The sequence below is a fragment of the Pedobacter suwonensis genome, from assembly GCF_900111825.1.
Lineage (GTDB): Bacteria > Bacteroidota > Bacteroidia > Sphingobacteriales > Sphingobacteriaceae > Pedobacter > Pedobacter suwonensis.
The window spans coordinates 73,259-99,368 of sequence record NZ_FOJM01000017.1 but is presented as its reverse complement, the minus strand read 5'-3'; the positions used below and the strand labels follow the sequence as shown (position 1 = coordinate 99,368).

Genomic DNA, 26,110 nt, shown 5'->3' with positions numbered 1-26,110 from the left:
AGCACAAAAAAATCCCGTAAGGAATTAATCTTACGGGATTTTTTATTAAATGCTTTACTATACAAAGCTTAACGTCATGCGCTTAGCGCTAAACGTTATAACTAGAAAGTATATCTAAATCCTAGACCAAATCTTCCAGCATTAAAATCGCTGTTGTTGTCGCCAATGTAAAGTCTTGGTCTCCAATCTAAAGCCAATGCCAATGGTGCACCAGAGAATTTATAGTCTAAACCAACCATTGGAACAAGGTAAAAATTAGAACCGCCATCGTACAATTGAACTGAAGGACCACCACCTAAATACCAATCTAAACCTTTTGCACCACGGATAGATGAATTGTATTGAATGAAACCTTGAATAACAGTTGAATTTCCACCAAACAATACATCTCCCTGAATGGCCGCCTTAGGGCTGAAGTGGTGTCTGATTGAAGGACCTACCAATGTAGCGCCGTCTCCGAAGTCAATACCTAAGCCTAATCCGGTTTTGTAGTTTTGGGCTTTAACGTTTGTTGTACTAAGGGCAAATAATGCAATGCATCCTAAAATTGTAAATAACTTTTTCATAATTTAAATGTTTTGTAAATAATTATCAGCCTAACAACTTTAATGCCGTTTCTGTTTTTTCGGTAAAAATTTTAACCTGATAAAAAACAATGCTTGCATAGTAATTTTGTAATCGCTAAGTTTATTAAAAATATTTTAACGGAAAGTAAATACGGCATTTCACTCATTGCCAAGTATTATTTTCATTAATAAATACGCATAAAGTAACCATCTTTATGTTTGATTTTTTTAATTTAACCAAATAATATACAATTCATATGGCGGCAGAAATTAAACGGGTTTTTGATCTTTTAAAGTACAGCCTCGAAAATCCTAAGCAGGAATTCATCAGCGGAAAAATTAACGGGAAATGGATAAATTATAGTACAGTAGATTTTTGCAATGCTGTAGATAACTTAAGCCGTGGACTAATTAAACAAGGTATTGGGAAAGGGGGAAGGGTTGCTGTAATGTCTCACAACCGGCCTGAATGGAATATTGCTGATTTTGCTGCTAGCCAGATCGGGGCTTACCAGATCCCCTTATATCCAACCTTAGCCGAGCATGATATTCAATTTATCTTAAAAGATGCAGAAATAGCCATAATTTTTGTAGCTGACGAAGAATTGTATAAAAAAATTAAACCTTGTGCCGATGCCATAAATCCTGATATTAAGATTTATACTTTTAACGAAGTTACAGCAACCGAAAACTGGAATACCTTAATTGAACTCGGTAGGGCAAGTACGGATATTGACCTGGAAGCCTATCGGTCAAACGTGGAGCCAGATGATGTTTTGACCTTAATTTATACTTCAGGTACAACAGGAACGCCAAAGGGAGTAATGCTAACGCATAATAACTTAGTCGCAAACTTTGTAAACTCGGCTGTAGTTATGCCCGAGGGGGTCAACAAAAGTTTAAGTTTTCTGCCTTTATCGCACATTTTTGAGCGGATGATCATTTATCTATACCTGTTTAATTATACGGGGATCTATTATGCAGAAAGTATGGAAACCATTGTTGCCGATATTCAGCATGTAAAACCTAATGCCTTTTCTACTGTTCCAAGGCTTCTTGAAAAAGTGTACGATAAGATCATGGAAAAAGGGAAGGCGTTAACCGGGATAAAAAAAGGAATTTTCTTTTGGTCGGTAGCCTTGGCCGAAAAATATACCATCAATGCAGGTGCCTGGTACAATTTCAAGCTGGGTATTGCCCGTAAACTGGTGTTCAAAAAATGGAAAGAAGCTCTGGGTGGAGAAATCGTGGTCATCGTATCTGGCGGTGCTGCCCTCAATCCGCGATTGGCGAGGATTTTCTGGGCAGCTGGTATGCCTGTTTTTGAGGGTTATGGATTGACCGAAACCTCGCCTGTAATTACCGTTAATCATTTCGGCGGAACCATGTTTGGTACCGTTGGTGAGGTAATTAAAGGTGTGGAAGTTAAAATTGCCCCTGATGGGGAAGTATTGACCCGCGGGCACCAGGTGATGAAAGGTTATTATAACCGGCCCGACTTAACTCAGGAGGCTATAGATCAGGATGGATGGTTTCATACCGGAGATATTGGTGAGTTGGTTGATGGCCGTTTTTTAAGAATTACTGACCGTAAAAAAGAGATGTTTAAAACAGCTGGTGGTAAATACGTTGCCCCGCAAATGCTGGAGAATAAATATAAAGAATCGATTTTTATCGAGCAGATCATGGTTCTGGGCGAAAATAGAAAATTTCCTTCTGCATTGATTGTTCCTAATTTCGAAACCTTAAAAACCTGGGCAGGCAGAAAGGGCATTAATTTCAGCTCAAACGAAGAGATAATTAAAAATGAGCAGGTGCTTGCTAAATATAATGAGGTTATTGAAGCGGCAAATGTGGATTTTGGTAAATGGGAACAGGTAAAGCGATTTGCACTATTACCTAAAGAGTGGAGCATAGATGGCGGCGAGCTAACGCCAAAATTAAGTTTGAAAAGAAAAGTGATTACCGAAAAAAACAGTGAAATAATCGAAAAAATCTATCGGGATGCAGAAAACTATAAAGCCCCTCACTAATTATAAAAAATCAGCAATATACCTAAGCATGATGTTTTTATTGGCTGGTTGTGTAACCGGACAATTGGGTAAAAACAATAGTGGCGAATATAAAAACGGCATGGTGGTTTCAGCTCATCCGGAAGCATCTCAGGTAGGTATAGATATCTTAAAAAAGGGAGGAAATGCAGTTGATGCGGCTGTTGCTGTTCAGTTTGCCCTGGCAGTGGTTTATCCTAATGCGGGAAATATCGGGGGAGGCGGTTTTATGGTTTACCGCAGTTCAACCGGAGAAATAAATGCCCTGGATTTCAGGGAAAAAGCAGCAAAGGCTGCTGCCAGAGATATGTATCTGGATGGAGCCGGCAATCCAATTGTAGATAAAAGCCTTTATGGCCATTTAGCTGCGGGGGTACCAGGATCGGTAGATGGTATGGTAGAGGCGCATAAGAAATATGGAAAGCTTTCCTGGGCGCAGGTACTACAGCCAGCAATAGACCTGGCTCAAATTGGTTTTAAAATTACCAAAAGGCAGGCCGCTGAATTGAATGGTTTGCATAGAAAGTTTATGGAGTTTAACCCAAATGGAACAGCATTTGTAAATTTAGAAAGCACCTGGCAGGAAAATGATGTGTTGGTACAAAAAGAGCTGGCCAGTACTTTAAAGCTGATCCAGGAGAAAGGCAGAGCCGGTTTTTATGAAGGGGCTGTGGCCGATTCGCTTGTAGCCGAAATGCAGCGCGGAAAAGGACTTATTACAAAAGAAGATTTAAAAAATTATCATGCCGTTTGGCGTAAGCCGGTAACAGGCAATTACCGGGGCTATAAAATTATCACCATGCCGCCAACATCAAGCGGAGGCATTGCCCTCATCCAGCTGCTTCAGTCTGTAGAGCCTTATCCTTTAAAAAAATGGGGACATAATGCCGATTCAACCATACAGGTAATGGTCGAGTCAGAAAGAAGGGTATACGCCGATCGCGCAAAGCATTTGGGCGATCCTGATTTTTATGCCGTTCCGCAACAGCAGTTATTAGATGCTGCGTATAATAAAAACCGGATGGCAAACTTTAGCTGGGCCTCTGCAACTCCAAGTAGTGTTGTGTCAGCCGGTGAAATAAATGGCAAAGAACATGAAGAAACCACGCATTTCTCTATCGTAGACCGTGATGGAAATGCCGTTTCCATTACCACCACTTTAAACGGTTCTTATGGATCGTTGGTCGCCGTAAAAGGAGCAGGTTTTTTGTTGAACAACGAAATGGACGACTTTTCAGTTAAACCAGGCGCACCAAATATGTACGGCTTGGTTGGCGGCGAAGCTAATGCTATCGCCCCGAATAAAAGAATGTTGAGCTCCATGACGCCGAGCATTGTGGAGAAAGACGGAAGATTATTTATGGTGGTAGGTACACCAGGAGGTTCCACCATTATTACTTCTGTATTCCAAACCATTATTAATGTAATCGATTTCGATATGTCTATGCAATCGGCCGTTAATGCTAAAAAGTTTCATCACCAGTGGTTGCCAGATGAAGTGTATGTAGAAAAGGATGCTATTGACAGCTTATCAATATCGAAGTTAAAGGCAAAAGGTTATAAAATTTTACAGCGAGGCCCAATTGGCAGAGTTGATGCCATCTTAAGAACCAAATGGGGAAATTATCAGGGTGGTGCCGACCCAAGGGGTGATGATAAAGCCATTGGCTGGTAGCCATTTCGTTTCAATTCATTAATTTGATATTGTATCAAATTAGCTACATATTAATTGGCATAATTTGGTGTATGATATGCTCAATAATGGTATAACTAAACAATAGACCTCATAATTGCTTTTTACTATTTAACGTGAGCTTTGGATCTTAATTTGCCGACATGCATGAACGTTTGGCTAAGCCACAGCAGAAAATCTTCGTTCTCGGGATCACCGGCCTAACATCCCGATTGCTATCGGGATTCGGGAAGCACAGTCAAAGCCTACTCGCTGCCTTTAGCAGAAAAATTTTCAGCCGGCGTTTTTTGTTTCTTTCAAAAAGAAAGAAGCCATCCCGCCATGACAAATAGAATGCTCAATTAACATAAAAATACAGTTGTTATTATCGCAAATGATCTTTTAGATCCATAGTTCACGTTATTTAACAGAGGTTTCAATAGCGCAAATTGGTGTTGATAAGTTAATAAGTATTTTTACCGCGTTGTATTTTTGGTATGGCTATTGTAACGATTGTGAGACGCTATTTAACGTTAAACAGAAAATTATGAAACTACAATTATCTAAAGCCCTACCAGTTGCAATTGCTGGTTTATTAATCGGGTCGGTTGCTTCAGCTCAGGAAAGTCCGGCAACTTCAACTACAACATTAAGAACATGGTCTATTGGAGTAAACGCTGGTGTGCTAACGCCATTGTCACCACTGGGCGGAAAAAATGATTTCAGTAATAACAAATCAAGTTTGGGATATGGCCTATACATCAAAAAGCAGTTTACGCCTTATTTCTCTCTACGTTTAGATGGCGTTCGCGGTAAATTAAAAGGCGATAACTCCGAACCCTATGAAAGCGGTTTGGTAAACAACGCTCCGGTAAAATCTTTTGATACTGACTTATCTTATTCGGGAAGTTTAAATGCTGTTGTAAACATGTTCAATATCGATATGTTTAAAAAAGAAAATACTTTACAGCTTTATGCTTCTGCAGGAGCGGGTATTGCTGCTTACAAACCTACCATCACTACAGCAGCAGGAACTTCAGTATTTGGTAGTGGTGATAACATCCACGAATTGATTATTCCGGTAGGTTTAGGTGCTAAATTTAAAATTTCTGATGCCGTAAACTTTGATCTGGGTTGGACAATCAACTTTGTTGATGGCGATAACTTAGATGGTTACTATAAAAATGGAAACGATAAATACAACTATGCTTATGCAGGTTTAGAGTTTGCTTTAGGTAGTGGGAAACAACTGGCTTTCCATAATCCGGTAGCTTTAACTTATGATGAAGCCCTAAAGGCAAAACAAACTGCAGAAGGTTTACGGTCTGAATTGAATGCCCAAAAAGCTGATAATGCAAAGCTACGCTCAGAACTTAACGATGTATTGAAAGATTCAGATGGTGATGGCGTTGCTGATAAATTGGATAAATGTCCGGATACACCATCAGGTACCGTTGTGGATGGTGCTGGTTGCCCGTTAAAAACGCCGGAGAAAGTAGTAGAAAAAGTTATCGTAACAGAAGAAGACCGTAAAGTAGTTAACGAAGCGATTAAAAACTTAGAGTTCGATTTAGGTAAAGCTACTATTCGTTCTAAATCTTATGCTTCATTAAATAGGGTTGCAGCATTGTTGATACAGAAAAACTTTAGCTTAAAATTAGCTGGTCATACCGATAATACAGGATCAAAAGAACTAAACCTGCGTTTATCAAAAGAAAGAGCAGAATCTGTTAAAGCATACTTGGTTTCTCAGGGTGCCAACGCTTCACGTATTGAAGCTACAGGTTACGGCATGGGTCAACCGATTGCAACTAACAAAACAGCAGCCGGACGTCAACAAAACCGTCGTGTAGAGTTTACACTTTACTAAGTTGTTTTTAAACAATATTAAAAAGTCCTGGTGAAAATCAGGACTTTTTCAGTTTATGGTGTTTTATGTATGGTCGCTAGCTGATTTGGTTAATGGCTATAAATGCGGGTTGTCATCCTGAACGCAGAATCAATTTGCTTCAATGTAGGGGTAACTAAATGGCTATAAATACGAATTGTCATCCTGAACGCAGTGAAGGATCTTTCTTAGGCTTACTTGCGGCACGATTGGATTTGAAATTATGAGGAAATAGGTCTTATGGTAAAGATTCTTCACTGTGTTCAGAATGACAGCCTAATAATTAGTATTTGAAACCCAACTTATTTCAGTGATACAATCACCTTTTTAATCTCGCTTAAATCGTTCATCTCAAAATCCGGCGATTGCGGGTAAAAGCGTTGATAAATAATCTTATCATCTTTACTGTCGTATACACTGATGATTTTATCGTTATCTCGCTGCGTATAAACCACATATTTAACAGGAGCAGCGTTATTCAGGATTAAACTATCCAATGCTTTATACGATACAAACTTAAGTTTATAATTATAAGGTTCGGCAATAATTCCTGATGGTGGTAAGAGAGCTAATCTCGATGAAAAAACCTCCTTAATATATTCGGGTACATACAGCGTTTCTTTCGCCAGTTCCGGCAAACGCACTCTATTGTAAAATTGGTAATCTAAATTACAATTTTCGCTGGCGAGCAATCCATCGTTTATTTGTTTTAAATAACCGCTTAAAAAGCCGGGCGACCAATTATAGAAACTGGCTTTATTATAGAAATGAGATAAAATATTATTTTTTATCCTTCGTTTCGTGCCATATTGCTGATCCTGTGTTTCAACCAGGAAATTGGTACTCGGATCAGCAAAAAGCGCTACTGCCGCCAATAAAATTTCTTCTTTTACCTTAGGCTTTTTAGACGGTGTTATTAACTTCAGGGCATAAATAATATTTGTATTGTTAATAGTGTCTGACTTTTCGGTATAAGCATCAAAGTAAAAAAGTGAATAATTGGCAAGCGTATCATAACGACCCAACTCTTCGGGTTTAATGATTTTATATGGTGTGATTTTCCAGTTTTTTTTAATGGCCTGCTCAAATTTTTCCAATTCAGCATAGTCATTATACTGAAAGGTAAATAAAGTGGTTGTTTTTTTGAAAACCTCTAGCTTTTGACTGTTTAGAAGAGATTTTCCAAAATAGGCAACCTGGCTTTTTCCAATAGCCGCCCATGAAATAAAAAAACTAAACAAGAGTATTTGCTTTACTTTAAACATATTCTGCGGTTTCATTTTGTGTATGGCTATGATAAGAAAAAATTGACAAATATTTTGAATTTTTCTATTGCATTAACAAAATACATTCATTAGCTTTGTTATGCAAGCATAATAAATTAGTGAAAATGAAGCAACAACAAACCATAGATTACCATATTAAGTTTGCCTGGCAAAATATGTTTAATAAGTATAATCAAATGGCTTCCAGTTTCGGGATTACACAGGCTATTGGTTATATGCTTATTAATATAGATGATGTTGAGGGCACTGCGGTTTCAAATTTAGCTGGCTTGCTTGGGGTTAAAGCAACCAGTTTATCGCGTATGCTGAATAACATGGAAGAGGCTAACCTTATTTTTCGGGAAACATCAGTAGGGGATAAACGTTCGGTAAAGGTTTTTTTGACTGATTTTGGTAAAGAGAAAAAACAGTTGGCCAAGGGGGTTGTTCGGAAATTTAACGAATATCTTGATGAGCATTTTTCAAAAAAAGAAAAAGAGACCTTTATCAACCTTCTGATTAAATTGAATGACATAACAGTAGCCTATACTGTAGATTAATAAATATAGTAATGAAATCTGTTTGACAAGGACTGTATAAAACGGTTCGTCAGACTAATGAAAAGCAAATAGATGATGAAACGAAGCATTAATAAAGTTGCAGTTTTAGGGTCGGGTATTATGGGTTCGCGTATTGCATGCCACTTCGCCAATATTGGTGTTGAGGTATTGTTGTTGGATATCGCACCAAAAGAACTCAGCCCCGAGGAGCAGGCAAAAGGATTAACATTGGACAACCCCATTGTAAAAAACCGGATTGTAAATACTGCTTTGCAAACGGCCGTGAAAACAAATCCATCTCCGGTTTACTCAAAAAAAGCCTTAAATAAAATTAAAACCGGAAACTTCGAAGATGATATGTCTAAAATTGCCGCTTACGACTGGGTGATTGAAGTGGTTGTCGAAAACCTAGATATTAAGAAAAAGGTTTTCGAACAGGTAGAGCAATTCCGTAAACCGGGCACCTTAGTTACATCAAATACGTCTGGTATTCCCATTCATTTAATGGCTGAAGGAAGAAGCGAAGATTTTAAATCGCATTTCTGCGGGACACACTTTTTTAATCCGCCACGTTATTTAAAGTTGCTGGAAATTATTCCTACGCCACATACCAAGCCGGAAATTGTTGATTTTCTGATGCAATATGGTGATAAGTTTTTAGGGAAAACAACTGTTTTATGTAAAGATACCCCGGCGTTTATTGCCAATAGGGTTGGCGTTTATTCGATTATGGCACTTTTGCATCTGGTCGAAAAATTAGATTTAACGGTAGAAGAGGTTGATAAATTTACAGGGCCGGCATTGGGCAGACCAAAATCGGCCACATTCCGCACATCAGATGTTGTAGGTTTAGATACCATGATCAAAGTGGCAAAAGGGCTTTATGACAACTGCCCTGATGATAAAGCACACGATTTGTTTAAACTTCCTGCATACGTGCAAAAAATGGAAGAAAATAAATGGCTGGGCGATAAAACCAAACAGGGTTTTTATAAGAAAACCAAAACGGCTGACGGAAAAACTGAAATTCTTGCACTCGACTTAAAAACATTAGAATATAAGCCTCAGCAGAAGGTCAAATCGGCGACTTTAGAAATGACCAAGCCGGTGGAAAACCTTCGCGAGCGCATTAAGATTTTTGCCAAAGGAAAAGATAAGGCAGGCGAATTGTTCCGCCATTCTTCATTTGGTTTATTTGAATATGTATCAGATAGGATCCCAGAAATTTCTGATGAATTGTATCGTATTGATGATGCGATGCGGGCTGGTTTTGGCTGGGAACTCGGTCCTTTTGAATTGTGGGATGCCGTTGGCGTAAAAGAAGCCATCGAGGGGATGGATCAATATGGCAATAAAACTGCAGCCTGGGTACAAGAAATGCTGGACGCTGGAAATACGTCATTTTATAAAGTAGAAAACGGGGTTAAAAAATATTACGATATCCCTTCCAAAAGTTATAAAGCGCTACCAGGAACAGAGGAGTTTATCATTTTGGATAACCTGCGCGATAATAAAACGCTTTGGAAAAACTCTGGTGTTTCCATTATTGATCTCGGTGATGGCATTCTGAATGTAGAATTTCATACTAAAATGAATACCATTGGCGGTGACGTGATTTCGGGAATCAATAAGGCCATTGATATGGCAGAAAAAGATTACCGTGGTTTAGTTATCGGCAATGATGGCGCAAATTTTTCTGCCGGTGCCAACGTAGGGATGATTTTCATGATGGCGGTAGAACAGGAGTGGGATGAATTAAACATGGCGATCAAAATGTTCCAGAATACGTCAATGCGCATCCGATATTCTTCTATTCCGGTGGTGGTAGCCCCGCATAATTTAACCCTGGGCGGAGGCTGTGAATTTAGTTTACATGCTGATCATGTTCAGCTTTCTGCCGAAACCTATATGGGCCTGGTTGAATTTGGTGTAGGTGTAATTCCTGGCGGTGGCGGTACCAAAGAGTTTGCTTTGCGTGCTTCTGATGAGTTTAAAGACGATCAGATTGTGCAGAATGCCCTGAAAGATCGTTTCTTAACTATCGGTATGGCCAAAGTCTCCACTTCAGGTTACGAAGCTTATGAACTGGGTTATCTGCAAAAAGATAAATTCTCGATCTCAATGAACCGCAACCGTTTACTGGCCGATGCAAAAGCAAAAGCGATTGAGCTTGCAGATGCCGGTTATACCAAACCAGTACAACGTAACGATATTAAAGTATTAGGAAAGCAGGGATTGGGAATTGTTTATGCCGGTGCAAATAGTATGTACGCAGGTCATTTCATCTCCGAACATGATAAAAAAATCTCTGAGAAACTTGGCTATGTAATGTGTGGTGGTGATTTATCTGCACCCGCAGAAGTAACCGAACAATATTTACTGGATCTGGAAAGAGAGGCGTTTTTATCCCTTGCAGGAGAAAGGAAGTCATTAGAACGGATTCAGAGTATCATTACAAAAGGGAAACCGTTGAGAAATTAGATGTGAGACAGTAGACATTAGATTTGAGACAGTTTGCATCGTTCATAGCATCAGTAATAATAGAATATGAATAATTTAAAAGAGTTAAAAATTTGGAATAAGGCTATTAATTTAGCTGTTGATGTTTACAAAGCAACATCAACCTTTCCGACTGATGAGCGCTTTGGCTTAACCAGTCAATCTCGAAGGGCAGCTATCTCAATTCCATCTAACATTGCCGAAGGTGCCGGAAGAAATTCAGTCAAAGAATTTAATAATTTTTTAGGGATAGCTAATGGATCTTCTTATGAATTGCAAACTCAATTGGTAATCGCTAACAGACTTGATATTCTCGAATCTGAAATTTTAGATCTTTTACTGAATCAAATTGATGAACTACAAAAAATGACTTATGGTTTTCAGCAGATGCTGAATAAGAAAATTAATATGAAAAAGATGTGAGGGAGTAGATTTGAGGCCAATTATCATCTCGTGTCTCACATTTAATGCTTTAAATCTAAATACTAATCGATTTGAGTTATTAGTTTGGGTTAAGTCTCACATCTAATATCTCAAATCTCAAATTTCAAACAATGGAAGCATATATTATAGCCGGATATCGTACAGCAGTGGGTAAGGCACCCCGTGGCGTATTCCGTTTTACAAGAGCTGATGATTTGGCCGCAGAAGTAATCAGGGCTTTGGTAGCATCAGTCCCAAATTTGGATAAAGAACAGATTGATGATGTAATTGTGGGTAATGCTACGCCAGAGGCAGAACAAGGCCTGAATATTGGCCGTATGATCTCGCTGATGGGCCTGGATACAGATAAAGTACCAGGTGTTACCGTAAACCGTTACTGTGCATCAGGTTTGGATACCATTGCCACAGCAGTTGCCAAAATTAAAGCGGGCATGGCCGATTGTATTATCGCGGGTGGCGTAGAGGTAATGAGCGGAATGCCTTTTGGTGGCTGGAAACTGGTGCCAAATGCAGAGGTAGCAAAAAACAATCCAGACTGGTATTGGGGCATGGGCTTAACTGCTGAAGCGGTAGCCAAAGAATATAATGTAAGCCGTGAAGATCAGGATGCTTTTTCATTAAAATCTCATGAAAAAGCTATTCACGCCATAAAAAACGGTCATTTGAAAGACGGCATTTTGCCAATTACGGTAAATGAAAACTATCTGGATGACAACCTTAAAAAGAAAACCCGTTCTTATGTGGTTGATACTGATGAGGGACCACGTGCAGACACAACGCTGGAAAAGTTGGCGAAACTGAAACCTGTATTTGACGCAGTGGGCAGTGTAACGGCTGGTAATTCCTCGCAAACATCGGATGGGGCTGCATTCGTTCTGGTCGTTTCTGAAAAGAAAATGAAAGAATTAAATGCCGAGCCGATTGCCAGATTGGTAAGTTACGGTATTGCAGGTGTGCCGCCACGCATTATGGGCATTGGTCCGATTGAGGCGATTCCAAAAGCTTTGAAGCAAGCCGGATTGAAAAAGGAAGATATTGATTTAATCGAACTGAATGAAGCTTTTGCCTCACAATCGTTAGCGGTAATCAGAACATTGGATTTAAACCCAGATGTGATCAATGTAAACGGTGGAGCAATTGCCCTGGGCCATCCACTTGGTTGTACCGGAGCAAAGCTTACTGTGCAGATCATGAACGAGCTGAAAAGACAAAACAAAAAATACGGAATGGTAACCATGTGCGTAGGAACCGGGCAAGGTGCAGCTGGAATTTTTGAGCTTCTTTAGATCTGAGATCTTAGATGCGAGATTTGAGAAAATGTATAAGAACATGCCTGAGACAAATAATTTTTACAAAATGAATAATTTGAAAGCGCTAAAAATCTGGAATAAAGCAATTGATTTGGCCGTTGATTTATATAAAGCTACTTCAACATATCCGTCAGATGAACGTTTTGAATTGACTAGCCAATATCGAAGAGCAGCTGTATCAAATCCATCTAATATTGCAGAAGGAGCAGGCAGAAATTTGCCTAAGGAATTTAATAATTTTTTAGGCATAGCCAATTGATCTTCTTATGAATTACAAACTCAATTGGTTATTGCTAATAAACTCACAATTCTAAAATTTTGGGTTCTTAATCACTCAAATTGATGAATTACAAAAAATGACTTAAGGTTTTCAGCAGATGCTGGAAATGAAAATTAATAAAAAGGACATGAAACGACAGATATTAGATTTGAGATAATGTGGTTCGATCAAGAGAACTCAGATCTCACATCTGATATCTGAAAACTTACATAAAAATGATTTGAGTTTGAATTTGGGCAGGTCTCAAATCTCAAATCTCATTTCTCAAATCTCATAGCAATGGAAACAACTGAAAAAAAGACAATTAAAGGTGGCGAATTCTTAATTAAGGATACCACTTATCAGGAAGTATTTATCCCTGAAGAGTTTGACGAAGAGCAGCAGATGATTGCACAAACTTGTCGCGATTTTCTGGCGGCTGAGGTTTATCCCAATTTAGAAAAAATCGACAAGCAGGAAGATCCTGAACTTATGCCAACATTGTTAACCAAAGCTGGCGAACTGGGTATTCTTGGTGTTTCAGTACCGGAAGAATATGGCGGTTTCGGCAAAAATTTCAATACTTCCATGCTGGTTGCAGATGTGGTAGGTGCGGGCCACTCTTTTGCCGTTGCACTTTCTGCCCATACTGGAATTGGTACATTACCGATTTTATATTATGGCGACGAAGAACAAACAGCAAAGTATATTCCTAAACTTGGTTCGGGTGAATGGAAGGCAGCTTATTGCTTAACGGAACCAAACTCAGGTTCGGATGCAAACTCAGGAAAAACAAAGGCTAAATTGAGCGATGATGGTAAACACTACATCATCAATGGTCAGAAAATGTGGATCACTAATGGTGGTTTTGCTGATGTTTTTATCGTTTTTGCCAAGATAGACGACGATAAAAACTTAACTGCATTTATTGTAGAGAAAGATTTCGGCGGCATTACCATGAACCCGGAAGAACACAAAATGGGGATTAAGGGTTCTTCAACCCGTCAGGTTTTCTTTAACGATTGCCCGGTGCCTGTTGAGAACATGTTAAGTGAGCGCGAAAACGGCTTTAAAATCGCAGTAAATATTCTAAACATTGGCCGTATTAAATTATCTGCGGCAGCTATCGGAGCATCGAAGGCAACTTTAAATACGGCGATTAACTATTCAAATGAGCGGATCCAGTTTGGGCGCCCGATTTCTAAATATGGTGCAATCCGCTTTAAAATTGCAGAAATCGCATCTAAGCTTTATGCAGTTGATTCGGCAAACTATCGTGCAGGGCAAAATATTGATGATACTTACGATCAACTGGTTGCAGGTGGAATGGAATCTGGCAAAGCAAGATTAAAGTCTGTTGAACAATTTGCCGTAGAGTGTGCCATTTTAAAGGTTTGGGGTTCTGAAGTTTTAGATTACACGGTAGATGAAGGTGTGCAGATTTATGGGGGTATGGGTTTTAGTGCCGATGCACCTATGGATAGGGCCTACCGCGATGCCCGCATCAACCGTATTTTTGAAGGTACAAACGAAATTAACCGCTTGTTAACCGTTGATATGATGCTGAAACGCGCCATGAAAGGTGAGCTGGATTTAATGACGCCTGCTACAGCAGTTGCCGCCGAACTGATGAGTATACCTGATTTTGGTGAACAGGATGATACCTTATTTGCTGCAGAGAAAAAAGTACTTTCTAATCTGAAAAAGGCAACGTTAATGGTAGCTGGTGCTGCGGTTCAGAAACTAATGATGACCCTGAGCAAAGAACAGGAAATTTTAATGAACATTGCCGATATGGCCAGTTATGTTTATGTACTTGAATCAGCTTTGCTGAGGACGGAAAAATTAGTGCATACCCGGGGTGAAGAAGCATGTGCAGGTCAGCTGGATTTATTGCGGATTTACATGGTAGAAGCTGTAGATGGCATAGCCAAAGCGGGTAAAGAAGCACTTTGGGCTTTTGCGGAAGGTGATGAACTGCGCATGATGCAGGTTGGTTTACGCCGTTTTACCAAAGTTGAACCTTTTAATGTTAAAGATGCCCGTCAAAGAGTTGCACAGCAGCTTATTGAGGCAAATAAATATATTTTTTAAGGTTTAGTGCTTAAAGGTTAGGGTTTAAGGATTGGGTGTGTAACCAATACCTTAAACCCTTTTTTATTGTGCGATGCCTAATAATATGCTGTCATGCTGAGGCACGAAGCATCTGCAACCGATGAAACAGATGCTTCGTGCCTCAGCATGACAGAAGCTGAAAAATAATAAGTCCTTAGCTTTATGGTATAAAAATCATATTTTCGCGTATGATTAAATTTAGATTACTTACGATACTATTTTTAAGTGTAGCTGTTATTTCATCTTGTAAAAAAGACGAAGATCCCGAAAAACAGATTACAGATTTTATCAAAAAAAATAATATCAATGCCGTTAGAGATAACTCGGGTTTATATTATGAGATCATTAAGCCTGGATCGGGCTCATTTACTTATCCAAGCAATACCAAAATTACCATCAAATATGAGGGAAGGCTGTTAAATGGAAATGTATTTGATAATGGTGGTGGCAAAGAACAAACCTTTAACCTTGCAGAACTGATTCAAGGCTGGCGTATCGGTATTCCCAAAATCCAGAAAGGTGGAGAAATCAGGTTAATTGTTCCGCCAAGTTTAGGTTATGGTAGTAGTTCGGTAGGTCCTATCCCCGGAAATTCGGTGTTGGATTTTAATATTCAATTATCAAACGTGCAATAATTTGTCTGGCTCTTTTTTGCTTTACCTTAAACGCTTTAAAATTGTTAAAATAGGTTAAAAATTGTTGCAACCACATTAAAAGCTTATTTTTGCGAATAATGGTTAAGATTAAACATATTATGCTATTGATATGATATATTAACCATAACACTTACAGACGTACAATAATAAATGAACAAATTTACTAAACTTGGCCTATTCGCGATTTTACTGGCAACTGTCGTTTTCAGCTCATGCAAAAAAGAATATGAGTCTATTGAAAGCACAGATGATGCAGCTATTCAGGCCTATTTGAAAAAAAATAATCTTAATTTCGATAAAGATCCGACTAAAGGTTATTATTTTAAAATCAATACACAGGGTACGGGCAGTAAGGTCGCAAATCAGGATTCGGTTTATTATACTTATACTTTCAAAACATTATCCGGACAAGTTTTTTTTCAATCTACTGATTTAATGATACCAGGTAATTATTTAGGTTATACAGACAGGTTTACTTTTAATCAACAACAATTCCTTTTAACTCCAGTTAGAGAAGTGCTATCGAAATTAAATCGAGGTGGGAAAGCCACTCTGATTATGCCATCATATATGGTTTTTGGTAAAAATGGTCTGAGTGCTCTTAACATTGCATCAAATGAAAATGTTATTGTTGACCTAGGCCTATATCTTGAATCGAAGAGACATGAAATTGATGAATTGGAGATTAATAAGTTAATTTCCAATAATAATTTAACATTAACTAAGGATCCGTCAAGGGCAAGATACTCAATTATTACACCTGGTACGGGAACTGATGCTATTAATTTAAATTCTACAATAGTTGCAAATTATACATTAAGAACTTTAGATGGAGTTGTCGTACCACAACCTGCTCAAATAACGGATGTTTTAAGTAACTTATTTAAAGGTTGGCAATTAATATTACCTGGCAGGGTAACTGCTGGTGGAAAGCTTCGTTTGATTTTACCTTCTGATTTGGCTAATGGGATGCCTCTAGACTTCGATATTGAAATTGTAAGCGTTACAAATTAGATGAATCTATTCTCATTATAACGATATGCTCAACTAATAGTTGGGCATTTTTTATTACTTTTAAGTTTGTTAACTTATTTTTTAGTTGTATGTTTGATGTGTAAGGGAAAACATACAATCTAGTTATGATAAATAAATTTAATTTACGCTACTTAATACTACCTGTGCTGGTCAGTATCTTATTCGTTTCCTGTAAAAAGGATGCTAATGACGGAAATCAAAAAGAAAAACTTTTAACAAATGCGGTGAGCATTGAAAATGGATATTTAAAATTCAGAGATCAAAAGGCTTTTGATTCTTTGGTTAATATTTTGGTAAGACCTGAAAATTTTAATTCAAGGCCTAGAGAATTTGCAAACTTTAAATCTTATAAGGATATATTGCTTGAAATAGAAAAGGAATATGCAAATGTTAATACTAGTAAGGCATTTGATGATTTTAAAAATAAATATTTAGAATTAGTAGAAATTAAATCTGATAGCTCATTAACCTATAAGTTCGGAACACCTCTTTCAGCATTATTTATCAATATCAGAGGTGAGGTGAAGGTAGGTGACTTTACTACCGTTTATACAAAGGATCATAGAATGGTATCTTATTCTGGTAAATATAAGAATGAGCAAGAAGTTAATAACATCAGGAATACAAACGCTAAACAAGGTGTATTTGTGTCTGAAATTTTAAAAAATACCTCTACTGCAAAAACGGAGAATACTTATGGCCCTACCACAACTACGGCAATAAAGTCGGAATTATATTATAACGAAGATAGTAAGAGAAGACTTTTTGTTGATTTATGGAAAGAGGCAACTCCAAGAACTGATGGCTCTTGGAGCCCATCACAACCACAGATATCAATAATTCATTATTATTTCACATCCCGTCAGGAATTAAAAAAAACATTTGGAGGCTGGAGAACAAATGAAACAGACTACTATTTTAGTAACTTAAATTACACTTATACTTATGAGATGCCTCCGTCTGTATATCCAGGATCTACTAATTTTAACTTAGTAAGTTACAGCGTTCCCAATGCAACGGGGCCGATCATTATAGATTTAGGTACTAGGGAGGCTGTACATTATGGTATTAGCGGTACAGGCCGTTTTTTTACTGGTGGCGTTCCAAATGCACCTTCATTCAATGTTAATTAATTATCAGTTAACTCAACGCCTCTTTAAAAACTTTTAAAACCCTTTCCCTTGCAAAAGTATGCTCAACTATTGGTTGGGCATATTTTTTTGTGCCAAATTCTGGTACCCATTTTTTTATATATTCAAGTTTAGGGTCAAATCTTTTGGTCTGCAGTTCGGGGTTAAAAACCCTGAAATAAGGTGCCGCATCATTCCCTGATCCTGCGGCCCATTGCCAGCCACCAACATTACTCGCCATTTCGTAATCCAATAATTTTTCGGCAAAGTAGGCTTCTCCCCAGCGCCAGTCAATCAGTAAATGTTTGCTTAAAAAACTCCCTACAATCATCCGTACGCGATTGTGCATCCATCCGGTCTGGTTCAGCTGGCGCATGCCTGCATCAACAATCGGGTAGCCTGTATTACCTTCTCGCCAGGCCTTAAACTCCTCTTCGTTGTTGCGCCACTTAATTTTATCGTACTGTTTTTTAAACGAATCGAAAGCAGCGTAGGGGAAGTGCCAGATTATAGTCATGTAAAATTCCCGCCAGGCCAGTTCCGAAAGCCAGACATTCGATTTTGCTTCCAATGCATCTTTAACGGCTTTCCGAATGCTTAGGGTTCCAAAACGCAGGTGCAGCCCAACATGTGTGGTGCCATCAAGGGCGGGGAAATCGCGTTCTTTTGCATAACTATCGAGCTTGTCTTTGTAATCTATTTTCGGAAAATGCAGCTGACTCTTTTCAAAGCCCATTTCTTTTAAGCCCGGGCTTGGCAGGTGCCTGGTTTGTAACAGGTTTTTAAAATACTTTTTAGTTGGATAAGCCTTTACATAAAAATCGTTTAGTTTGGCGTGCCATTGTTTATAAAAAGGCGTAAAAACGGTATAAGGCGTTTTATCTGCCTTTAAAATTTCGTTTTTTTCAAAAATAACCTGGTCTTTATAGGTTTTAAACACAATTTTTTCGCTGGTTAAAAACTCAGCCATGTTATCATCGCGTTCGCGGGCATAAGGCTCATAATCGTGATTGGTATACACCTCTTTGACCTGGTATTCCTTTAAAATCTCTGGCCATATTTTTTCGGGTTTCCCGTATTTTACCAGTAAATCTGATCCTTGCTGCTGAAGTTCTTTCTTTAGCGCTTCAATGGTTTCATAAATGAAGCTTACACGAGCATCATCTTTTGGTAGTTTATCCAGTATATTCTGGTCAAAAATAAAAAGTGGTAACACCGGGTAATCGCCTTTAAGGGCGTGATATAAAGCGGCGTTATCTGTTAATCGCAAATCGCGACGGAACCAGAAGATGGATATTGGAGTCATTCGGGGAAATTATAAATTAATTATTTTACGTCATACTGAACTTGTTTTACAAGAAGAAATATTGTTTTCTATTGCCTTGTAGCTACTTCGTGGTCAGCATCTATCCTGGAAAGACCCTGAAATAAATCCGATAGCTATCGAATCAGGATGACGAAATTGACCAGTTAACCTATTTATAAAGATCTTTCAAAGCATCATCCAAATGTGTGAATTTAAATTTGAATCCTGCATCTAAAATCTTCTGTGCAGAGGTATTATTGCTCATCAAAACGGCATCTACACGCTCTCCCAATAATAATTCCAATGCTTTTTTAGGCACTTTTATGGGCCAGAACGGACGGCGGAGCTGTTTGGCAATAGCTTTGGTTAAGGCAATGTTCGTTACCGGAAATGGAGCACAAGCGTTGTAGCAGCCTTCCATTTTCGGGTTTTCGATGGCTTCGATATACATTTCCACCATATCGTCAATGTGTAGCCAGGGTGTCCATTGTTTGCCTGTACCTAAACCAGCCCCAACAAATAACTTTACCGGTTTATCCAGTTGGGGTAATGCGCCTCCATCATTGCTCAACACAATCCCGGTACGAAGTTTTACAATCCTTAGGCTCAGTTTTTTGCCTTGGTCTACCGCATCCTCCCAAAGTTTGCAGCAATCTGCCAAAAATCCATAACCTTTCGGGCTTTCTTCAGTTAAGATTTCATCGCCACAATCGCCATAAAAACCCACCGCAGAAGCCGAAATGAACGATTTTAGCTGAAGTTCAGGCTTTGATCTTATTGTTTTAAAGAGTAATTCGGTCGACTTTACACGGCTGTCAATAATCTGCTTTTTGCGTTCATCTGTCCATTTTTTATCGGCAACCGGCTCGCCCGCTAAATGGACGATGGCATCTACACCATTCAAACAGTCAGCCTCAATAGTTCCCTTATAAACATCCCATACAAAATTATTTGCATCGTCAGCTTTCTTCCGCGAAAGTGTATTCACCTCATAACCCTTGTTCAGCAAGTGTTTTTTTAGTTCAGTACCCACAAGCCCTGTAGCGCCGGTAATCAGAATCTTTTTTGCCATCTTTTTTAAACACCAAAGATACAAAAGGGTTTGGTTGAGGCGCCTAAAATGCATTAACCTGGTTCTAATTCTTTTGTTTCCTATTTGTAAAGAATTACTTAGCCATTGGATGAAGAATAAAAATAAGATAAATTTGTAAAGCGTTCTTATACCCTTTTCGATAAAATATGTCCAAAAAAATTCTAGTCTGGTTTAGAAATGATCTTCGCTTGCATGATAACGAAATGCTGGTGGAAGCGATTGCTAAATCTGATGCGATTTTACCTGTTTACATTCTAGATCACCGTTCTTTTGGCGAAACCAGGTACGGGAGTTTAAAAACAGGTAATATCAGAGCGCAGTTTATTTTAGAAAGTGTTTTGGGCTTGCGCAATGCTTTAAAACAGATTGGCGGAAATTTGCTGATTGCTGAAGGTAAGCCCGAAGATATTATTCCTCAGCTTGTTCAGGAATATGAGATTACTGAAGTTTACCATCACCGCGAAGTAGCACGTGAAGAAACACATATTTCTACGCTGGTAGAAAATGCACTTTGGAAATTACGGGTCAACCTGAAACATTTTATCGGCCATACCTTATATAATAAGGAAGATTTGCCTTTCCCCATTAAGGATATTCCTGATGCTTTTAACCAGTTCAAAAAGAAAATCGAGCGCGATTCGATTATCAAACCATGTTTTGCAGCACCAGATCGGATTAACGTAGCGGAGGTGATTGATTGGGGTACCTTACCTTCTTTGGAAAAACTTAATCTATTGCCGCAGCAAAAAGACCTCCGTGCTGATTTTGAATTTAAAGGTGGGGAAGCTGAAGGTCTGGCTCATCTTCAAAAGGTGATTTTGGCCATGCAACAAGCGGCCACCACAAAAAATTTAATTCTTGCTTCTAAACTCTCTGCATGGTTAGCCATTGGAAGTTTATCTCCGCGCAAAGTGTACTGGGAAATAAAAAAGATGGAGAGTGTACCCAATACCAAAGCAATGTTCAATCATATTTTATTGGGCCTGCTGTGGAGGGATTATTTCCGTTTCATGTTTAAAAAGTACGGTAATACGTTTTTTAGTCCGAATGGGTTTGGTAGCCAGGGCCTGGTTGATGTGGCAAATGAGCAGGAGAATTTTAATAAATGGCGCAATGCACAGACTGGTTTTGCTGTGGTAGATGCGGTAATGACAGAGTTAAACCAAACTGGTTTTATTTCGAACATTGCCCGCCAAACAGCAGCGCTTTACCTGATTAATAATTTAGAGGTAAGCTGGGTTTTAGGTGCTGCCTATTTTGAAGAAAAATTGATTGATTATAATCCTGCGAGTAATTGGGGCAATTGGGCCAATGTTGCCGGTGTAGGTAATGATCAAAAATCAAAAAGTGTTTTCGATCTTGATAAAAATATCAAAAATCTCGACCCTAAAGGCAACTACTCCATAACTTGGGCATCATAGTTGTGAGGATTGGATTAAAAATGGCTGGCTGTTAAATGAGCGCATTTGGGTAATTGAATTTTAACAGATTCTACCCATATTTTGTATAACAGGCTGGTTCATTTACGCACTCGCAAATTTAAAGCCCGCTCATTTATTTTAATCGAGATTTTTGCCGTTTATATAAGGTAAAATTCTAATTTTGTAATGCTTATAGTAAATAGTTAATAATGGATAAATTATCTTATCTTAATGGCGCAAACGCCGAATATATAGAGTCTTTATATCAATCCTACCAGCAAGATCCGTCATCTGTTGAGTTTGGATGGCAGAAATTTTTCGAAGGTTTTGATTTTGGAAGAGGATCGGAAGCACCTGCAGTAACCGCAGAAACACCAGAACACTTTTTAAAAGAGGTTAATGTTTTAAATCTAATTGATGGTTACCGTAGCCGCGGACATTTGTTTACGCACACTAATCCTGTGCGCGAACGGCGTAAACATCTACCAACATTGGATCTTGCAAATTTTGGATTATCCGATGCCGATCTGGAAACTGTTTTCAATTCTGGTGTAGAGATTGGTATTGGTGCGGCAAAATTAAAGGACATTGTAGCCTTTTTAAAACAAACATATGCAGGTTCTATAGGAGCCGAATTTAAATTTTTACGTACGCCGGAAGTGTTGAACTGGATTCAGCAAAAAATGGAAAGTGCACGTAATACCCCTAATTTTTCCATCGATGAGAAAAAGCGTATCCTACGTAAATTAAACGAAGCGGTAAGTTTTGAAAATTTCCTGGGTACAAAGTTTTTGGGGCAAAAGCGTTTTTCTTTAGAAGGTGCAGAAGCTTTGATTCCTGCTTTGGATTCGGTCATCGAAAAAGGTGCTGAATTGGGGATAGAGGAATTTGTAATTGGTATGGCACACCGCGGTCGTTTAAACGTACTGGCCAATATCATGCAAAAAACATATAAAGATATTTTTGCGGAATTTGAAGGTAAAAGTTATAGTCCTGATACCCCATACGGTGGTGATGTAAAATACCATTTAGGTTATTCTACAGATATAGCTACTGTTTCAGGCAAAAGCGTTCACTTAAGTTTATGTCCTAACCCATCGCACTTAGAAACCGTTGATGGTGTGGTAGAAGGTATGAGCCGCTCTAAAATCGATTTCAAATATGGTGGCGACAACAGTCGTTTAGCCCCGATTTTGATTCATGGTGATGCATCAGTTGCCGGACAGGGAATTGTTTATGAAGTTATTCAGATGGCAGGCCTTGAAGGTTACAAAACAGGAGGTACCATTCACCTTGTAATTAATAACCAGATCGGTTTTACCACCAACTATAAAGATGCCCGTACCAGTACTTACTGTACCGATATTGCGAAAGTAACGTTATCTCCGGTTTTCCATGTGAATGGTGATGATCCTGAAGCTTTGGTTTATGCCATTAATTTAGCCATGGAATACCGTCAGAAATATAAAAACGATGTTTTTATTGATATTCTTTGTTATCGTCGCTTCGGTCATAATGAGTCTGATGAGCCTAAATTTACGCAGCCGTTATTATATAAAACGATCGAAAAACACCCTAACCCAAGGGAAATATATATTGATCAGCTAACTAAAGAAGGTAAGCTGGAAGCTGGTTTGGCAAAAGAGATGGAAAAAGATTTCCGTGGAATTTTGCAGGAACGCTTAAATGAAGCCAAAGAATATGTGGCCAGCAACAGCGAAGTTAAATTTGGTGGTGCATGGGCAGATTTGCGGATGGCTACACCTAAAGATTTCGAAGCCTCACCGGTTACGGCCGTTAAAAAAAGTACTTTATTGGAAATCGGTAAACGCATTACCACTTTACCGTCAAATAAAAAATTCTTCAAGAAAATCGAAAAACTATTTGCCGAACGTACCAAAATGGTAAACGAAACGCTGGTTTTCGATTGGGCAATGGGCGAGCAGCTTGCATATGGTACTTTGTTATCAGAAGGTAAACGCGTACGTTTAAGTGGTCAGGATGTGGAGCGAGGTACTTTCTCTCACCGTCACGCGGTATTAACACTTGAAGACAGCGAGGAAGAATATGTGCCATTGGCCAATATCTCAGATCAACAGGCTTCATTTGATATTTACAATTCACACTTATCAGAGTATGGTGTTTTAGGTTTTGAATATGGATATGCCATGGCCAATCCAAACGCCTTAACCATTTGGGAAGCACAGTTTGGTGATTTCTTTAACGGTGCGCAGATTGTTGTCGATCAGTATATTGCAAGTGCTGAAACCAAGTGGCAACGTGAAAATGGTTTGGTGATGTTGTTGCCTCACGGTTACGAAGGGCAGGGACCAGAGCATTCGTCAGCGCGTATTGAACGTTTTATGGAGCTTTGTGCAGATTATAATATGCAGGTAACCAACTGTACCACTCCGGCAAACTTCTTCCATGTTTTACGTCGCCAGTTTAAACGCGATTTCCGTAAACCTTTGGTGGTATTTACGCCAAAAAGTTTGTTACGTCACCCGGCCTGTGTTTCTAAATTAGAAGAATTTACCGAAGGTGGTTTTAAAGAAGTAATTGACGATGCAAATGCTAAAGTTGCAGACGTAACGCGTATTGTTTTCTGTAGCGGCAAAATTTATTATGAATTGTTGGAGAAACAACAGGCTGACAAAATTAGCCATGTAGCCCTGGTTCGTGTAGAGCAGTTATATCCAACCCCGGTTGATCAGATGGAAGCCATTCAGAAGAAATATAAAAATGCAAAAGAAATTTTCTGGGTACAGGAAGAACCGGAAAACATGGGCGCATGGCCATATTTGTTCCGCAAGCTGTATAAAACCGGTTTAAAAGGCATTGATGTAATTTCGAGAAGAGAAAGCAGTAGTACAGCTACAGGTTTTGCAAAACAACATTCAAACCAGCAAGCTTATATTTTAGCCAAAGCTTTAGAAGTTTCGGTTACGGAGGATGTAAAGGATATTGCTAAAAAAGCTACAAAAAAATTAGTTCAAATAGATTAAATGAGGTTTAAGGTGTAGGGTTTGAGGTAGAAGGATGAGCAGCCCGGGCATTTCAACTTGATAATACTTAACCTTTAACAATAAAAAATATAACATTACAAAAATGAGTTTAGAGATAAAAGTTCCACCTGTTGGTGAATCGATTACCGAAGTTGTTTTATCAAGGTGGATAAAAAACGACGGCGATGTTGTTGAAATGGATGAAGTTATTGCCGAATTAGAATCGGATAAAGCAACATTCGAATTAACTGCAGAACAGGCCGGAACTTTAAAAACCATAGCAGCCGAAGGCGATACCTTAGCCATTGGCGCAGTAGTTTGTCAAATTGAAGAAGGTGGTGCAGCTTCTGGTCCTAAGGCCGAAGTTGAAAGTCCTAAAGCTGATGCACAAGCCCCGGCTGCAGTAGCGGAAGCACCAAAGGCTCAGGATACAGCTGCTTCTAAAGATTCTTATGCTTCGGGAACGCCTTCACCTGCTGCGGGTAAAATCCTTGCTGAAAAAGGCATTGATGCTGCCGCTGTAAAAGGCACAGGTGTTGATGGCCGTATTACCAAAGATGATGCTGTAAAGGCAGAAGCGGGTAAAAAAGCCGAAGCGCCAAAAGCAAGTGCTCCGGTTGCAGCTGCTGCTCCTGCAGGTAGCCGTAGCGAGCGCCGTGAAAAAATGTCGCCATTGCGTAGAACCGTTGCAAAACGTTTGGTTGCTGTGAAAAATGAAACCGCAATGTTAACCACTTTTAACGAGGTTAATATGAAACCAATTATGGATTTACGCGGAAAATATAAAGATCAGTTTAAAGAGAAATTTGGCGTTGGTTTAGGATTTATGAGCTTTTTCACCAAAGCTGTTACCGAAGCATTAAAAGATTTCCCTGCTGTAAATGGTCGCATCGAAGGTGACGAATTGGTATTTAATGATTTTGCTGATATTTCTATCGCCGTTTCTGCACCAAAAGGTTTAGTGGTACCCGTTATCCGTAATGCAGAAAGCATGACATTGGCTCAGATTGAAAAATCGGTATTGGAATTGGCTTTAAAAGCACGAGATAGCAAATTAACGATCGAAGAGATGACTGGTGGAACATTTACCATCACCAATGGTGGTGTATTTGGTTCAATGATGTCTACTCCAATTATTAATTCACCACAGTCGGCTATTTTAGGTATGCACAACATTGTTGAGCGTCCGGTAGCTGAAAAAGGTGAAGTGGTGATCCGTCCGATGATGTATGTTGCTTTATCTTACGACCACAGAATTATAGACGGACGTGAGTCTGTTGGTTTTCTGGTTCGTGTGAAACAATTATTAGAAGACCCGGCTAGATTGTTACTGGGTGTTTAATCCAAAACCTGATTAATCGGTATTAATATAAGAAGTCAAGTTTTATTAGCCATTGTGCGATAAAAAACTTGACTTCTTTTTTATGACCAAAAATGAAATTAACGTTCAACTTAAAATTTCTCTTCATTTTTTTAGCGATATTCCTGATTGAAGTTCTAATCGCAAAATATCTTCACGATGCTTTTATCAGGCCTTTTGGCGGTGATGTGTTGGTGGTGGTATTAATTTATGCATTCTTCAGAATTTTTTTAGTAACCAATAACAAAAGGCTTGCTTTCGGTGTATTACTTTTTTCTTTTATAATCGAATTCTTACAGGCCGTTCATTATGTAAACTGGCTGGGCCTGCAGGATAATAAGTTCTGGAGTATTGTTTTAGGGACTTACTTTTCTGTTTATGACCTGCTTGCTTACTTTATCGGCTATCTGATCTGTTTGTGTTTTAAGGGTTAATAAGGTGTTGGTCCGGATTTGTAATCCGGAACTGTTATGCT

Annotated in this window: 20 protein-coding genes; 16 read left to right on the top strand and 4 right to left on the bottom strand. The window is 38.8% G+C overall.

The annotated features are described in order from the left end of the window. Positions 1-101 precede the first annotated feature (101 nt). Positions 102-566 carry a hypothetical protein gene (locus tag BM107_RS20175; protein WP_090986696.1) on the bottom strand — a complete coding sequence of 155 codons (465 nt, stop codon included), beginning with the start codon at positions 564-566 and terminating at the stop codon, positions 102-104. A 257-nt stretch (positions 567-823) separates the two neighbouring features. On the opposite strand from BM107_RS20175, the gene BM107_RS20170 reads away from it, so the two are divergent. The 3 genes from BM107_RS20170 (at position 824) to BM107_RS20160 (ending at position 6,159) form a co-directional block, all read left to right on the top strand. Further along, positions 824-2,599: an AMP-dependent synthetase/ligase gene (locus BM107_RS20170; RefSeq protein ID WP_090986694.1), complete on the top strand. Its 1,776-nt coding sequence runs from the start codon at positions 824-826 to the stop codon at positions 2,597-2,599. Then, positions 2,571-4,292, top strand: coding sequence for a gamma-glutamyltransferase (gene ggt / locus BM107_RS20165; protein WP_090986692.1), 1,722 nt, complete (start codon positions 2,571-2,573; stop codon positions 4,290-4,292). The genes BM107_RS20170 and ggt overlap by 29 nt, the downstream gene beginning before the upstream one ends. Before the next feature lie 544 nt (positions 4,293-4,836). Beyond that, entirely contained in the window at positions 4,837-6,159 is a 1,323-nt protein-coding gene (locus BM107_RS20160) for an OmpA family protein (protein WP_090986690.1), read from the top strand. Between the two features lie 320 nt (positions 6,160-6,479). Here BM107_RS20160 and BM107_RS20155 read toward each other — a convergent pair whose 3' ends face one another. Further along, positions 6,480-7,457, bottom strand: a complete 978-nt coding sequence (locus BM107_RS20155) for a hypothetical protein (protein ID WP_090986688.1) — start codon at positions 7,455-7,457, stop codon at positions 6,480-6,482. Between the two features lie 110 nt (positions 7,458-7,567). Between BM107_RS20155 and BM107_RS20150 the strand changes: the two genes are divergently transcribed. From BM107_RS20150 to BM107_RS20110, 9 genes are all read left to right on the top strand, one after another. After that, positions 7,568-8,002, top strand: a complete 435-nt coding sequence (locus tag BM107_RS20150; RefSeq protein WP_090986686.1) for a MarR family winged helix-turn-helix transcriptional regulator — start codon at positions 7,568-7,570, stop codon at positions 8,000-8,002. 75 nt (positions 8,003-8,077) lie between these two features. Next, complete coding sequence (locus tag BM107_RS20145) at positions 8,078-10,483, top strand: 3-hydroxyacyl-CoA dehydrogenase/enoyl-CoA hydratase family protein (protein WP_208864434.1); 2,406 nt, start codon at positions 8,078-8,080, stop codon at positions 10,481-10,483. Between the two features lie 66 nt (positions 10,484-10,549). After that, positions 10,550-10,924: a four helix bundle protein gene (locus BM107_RS20140; protein WP_090986682.1), complete on the top strand. Its 375-nt coding sequence runs from the start codon at positions 10,550-10,552 to the stop codon at positions 10,922-10,924. Positions 10,925-11,055: 131 nt separating this feature from the next. Beyond that, a complete protein-coding gene (locus tag BM107_RS20135; protein WP_090986680.1) occupies positions 11,056-12,231 on the top strand; it encodes an acetyl-CoA C-acyltransferase in 1,176 nt (391 codons plus the stop codon). Between the two features lie 70 nt (positions 12,232-12,301). Next, positions 12,302-12,514 carry a four helix bundle protein gene (locus tag BM107_RS20130; RefSeq protein ID WP_244278869.1) on the top strand — a complete coding sequence of 71 codons (213 nt, stop codon included), beginning with the start codon at positions 12,302-12,304 and terminating at the stop codon, positions 12,512-12,514. 300 nt (positions 12,515-12,814) lie between these two features. Beyond that, the gene (locus BM107_RS20125; protein WP_090986678.1) at positions 12,815-14,608 is read left to right on the top strand and encodes an acyl-CoA dehydrogenase family protein; all 1,794 of its coding nucleotides are present in this window, start codon (positions 12,815-12,817) and stop codon (positions 14,606-14,608) included. Between the two features lie 209 nt (positions 14,609-14,817). Next, positions 14,818-15,264, top strand: coding sequence for an FKBP-type peptidyl-prolyl cis-trans isomerase (locus BM107_RS20120; RefSeq protein WP_090986676.1), 447 nt, complete (start codon positions 14,818-14,820; stop codon positions 15,262-15,264). Positions 15,265-15,435: 171 nt separating this feature from the next. Further along, a complete protein-coding gene (locus BM107_RS20115) occupies positions 15,436-16,299 on the top strand; it encodes an FKBP-type peptidyl-prolyl cis-trans isomerase (RefSeq protein ID WP_090986674.1) in 864 nt (287 codons plus the stop codon). Positions 16,300-16,424: 125 nt separating this feature from the next. Next, a complete protein-coding gene (locus tag BM107_RS20110; protein WP_090986672.1) occupies positions 16,425-17,453 on the top strand; it encodes a hypothetical protein in 1,029 nt (342 codons plus the stop codon). Between the two features lie 7 nt (positions 17,454-17,460). Here BM107_RS20110 and BM107_RS20105 read toward each other — a convergent pair whose 3' ends face one another. Together BM107_RS20105 and BM107_RS20100 are read right to left on the bottom strand one after the other, a co-directional pair. Then, positions 17,461-18,756 (bottom strand): cryptochrome/photolyase family protein, encoded by a 1,296-nt coding sequence (locus BM107_RS20105; protein WP_090986670.1) that lies wholly within the window; start codon positions 18,754-18,756, stop codon positions 17,461-17,463. A gap of 169 nt (positions 18,757-18,925) precedes the next feature. Next, complete coding sequence (locus tag BM107_RS20100; RefSeq protein ID WP_090986668.1) at positions 18,926-19,828, bottom strand: TIGR01777 family oxidoreductase; 903 nt, start codon at positions 19,826-19,828, stop codon at positions 18,926-18,928. A gap of 167 nt (positions 19,829-19,995) precedes the next feature. On the opposite strand from BM107_RS20100, the gene BM107_RS20095 reads away from it, so the two are divergent. From BM107_RS20095 to BM107_RS20080, 4 genes are all read left to right on the top strand, one after another. Then, complete coding sequence (locus BM107_RS20095) at positions 19,996-21,270, top strand: DASH family cryptochrome (protein WP_090986667.1); 1,275 nt, start codon at positions 19,996-19,998, stop codon at positions 21,268-21,270. 209 nt (positions 21,271-21,479) lie between these two features. After that, entirely contained in the window at positions 21,480-24,275 is a 2,796-nt protein-coding gene (locus BM107_RS20090) for a 2-oxoglutarate dehydrogenase E1 component (RefSeq protein WP_090986665.1), read from the top strand. A 103-nt stretch (positions 24,276-24,378) separates the two neighbouring features. Continuing rightward, complete coding sequence (odhB, locus tag BM107_RS20085) at positions 24,379-25,617, top strand: 2-oxoglutarate dehydrogenase complex dihydrolipoyllysine-residue succinyltransferase (protein WP_090986663.1); 1,239 nt, start codon at positions 24,379-24,381, stop codon at positions 25,615-25,617. A 92-nt stretch (positions 25,618-25,709) separates the two neighbouring features. Beyond that, the gene (locus BM107_RS20080; protein WP_090986661.1) at positions 25,710-26,069 is read left to right on the top strand and encodes a ribosomal maturation YjgA family protein; all 360 of its coding nucleotides are present in this window, start codon (positions 25,710-25,712) and stop codon (positions 26,067-26,069) included. The last annotated feature ends 41 nt before the right edge of the window (positions 26,070-26,110 follow it).

Excerpts from the sequence above, each read along its gene's own strand:
- BM107_RS20175 (WP_090986696.1), bottom strand. The coding sequence starts at position 566 with ATGAAAAAGTTATTTACAATTTTAGGATGCATTGCATTATTTGCCCTT.
- BM107_RS20170 (WP_090986694.1), top strand. The coding sequence starts at position 824 with ATGGCGGCAGAAATTAAACGGGTTTTTGATCTTTTAAAGTACAGCCTC.
- ggt (WP_090986692.1), top strand. The coding sequence starts at position 2,571 with ATGCAGAAAACTATAAAGCCCCTCACTAATTATAAAAAATCAGCAATA.
- BM107_RS20160 (WP_090986690.1), top strand. The coding sequence starts at position 4,837 with ATGAAACTACAATTATCTAAAGCCCTACCAGTTGCAATTGCTGGTTTA.
- BM107_RS20155 (WP_090986688.1), bottom strand. The coding sequence starts at position 7,457 with ATGAAACCGCAGAATATGTTTAAAGTAAAGCAAATACTCTTGTTTAGT.
- BM107_RS20150 (WP_090986686.1), top strand. The coding sequence starts at position 7,568 with ATGAAGCAACAACAAACCATAGATTACCATATTAAGTTTGCCTGGCAA.
- BM107_RS20145 (WP_208864434.1), top strand. The coding sequence starts at position 8,078 with ATGAAACGAAGCATTAATAAAGTTGCAGTTTTAGGGTCGGGTATTATG.
- BM107_RS20140 (WP_090986682.1), top strand. The coding sequence starts at position 10,550 with ATGAATAATTTAAAAGAGTTAAAAATTTGGAATAAGGCTATTAATTTA.
- BM107_RS20135 (WP_090986680.1), top strand. The coding sequence starts at position 11,056 with ATGGAAGCATATATTATAGCCGGATATCGTACAGCAGTGGGTAAGGCA.
- BM107_RS20130 (WP_244278869.1), top strand. The coding sequence starts at position 12,302 with ATGAATAATTTGAAAGCGCTAAAAATCTGGAATAAAGCAATTGATTTG.
- BM107_RS20125 (WP_090986678.1), top strand. The coding sequence starts at position 12,815 with ATGGAAACAACTGAAAAAAAGACAATTAAAGGTGGCGAATTCTTAATT.
- BM107_RS20120 (WP_090986676.1), top strand. The coding sequence starts at position 14,818 with ATGATTAAATTTAGATTACTTACGATACTATTTTTAAGTGTAGCTGTT.
- BM107_RS20115 (WP_090986674.1), top strand. The coding sequence starts at position 15,436 with ATGAACAAATTTACTAAACTTGGCCTATTCGCGATTTTACTGGCAACT.
- BM107_RS20110 (WP_090986672.1), top strand. The coding sequence starts at position 16,425 with ATGATAAATAAATTTAATTTACGCTACTTAATACTACCTGTGCTGGTC.
- BM107_RS20105 (WP_090986670.1), bottom strand. The coding sequence starts at position 18,756 with ATGACTCCAATATCCATCTTCTGGTTCCGTCGCGATTTGCGATTAACA.
- BM107_RS20100 (WP_090986668.1), bottom strand. The coding sequence starts at position 19,828 with ATGGCAAAAAAGATTCTGATTACCGGCGCTACAGGGCTTGTGGGTACT.
- BM107_RS20095 (WP_090986667.1), top strand. The coding sequence starts at position 19,996 with ATGTCCAAAAAAATTCTAGTCTGGTTTAGAAATGATCTTCGCTTGCAT.
- BM107_RS20090 (WP_090986665.1), top strand. The coding sequence starts at position 21,480 with ATGGATAAATTATCTTATCTTAATGGCGCAAACGCCGAATATATAGAG.
- odhB (WP_090986663.1), top strand. The coding sequence starts at position 24,379 with ATGAGTTTAGAGATAAAAGTTCCACCTGTTGGTGAATCGATTACCGAA.
- BM107_RS20080 (WP_090986661.1), top strand. The coding sequence starts at position 25,710 with ATGAAATTAACGTTCAACTTAAAATTTCTCTTCATTTTTTTAGCGATA.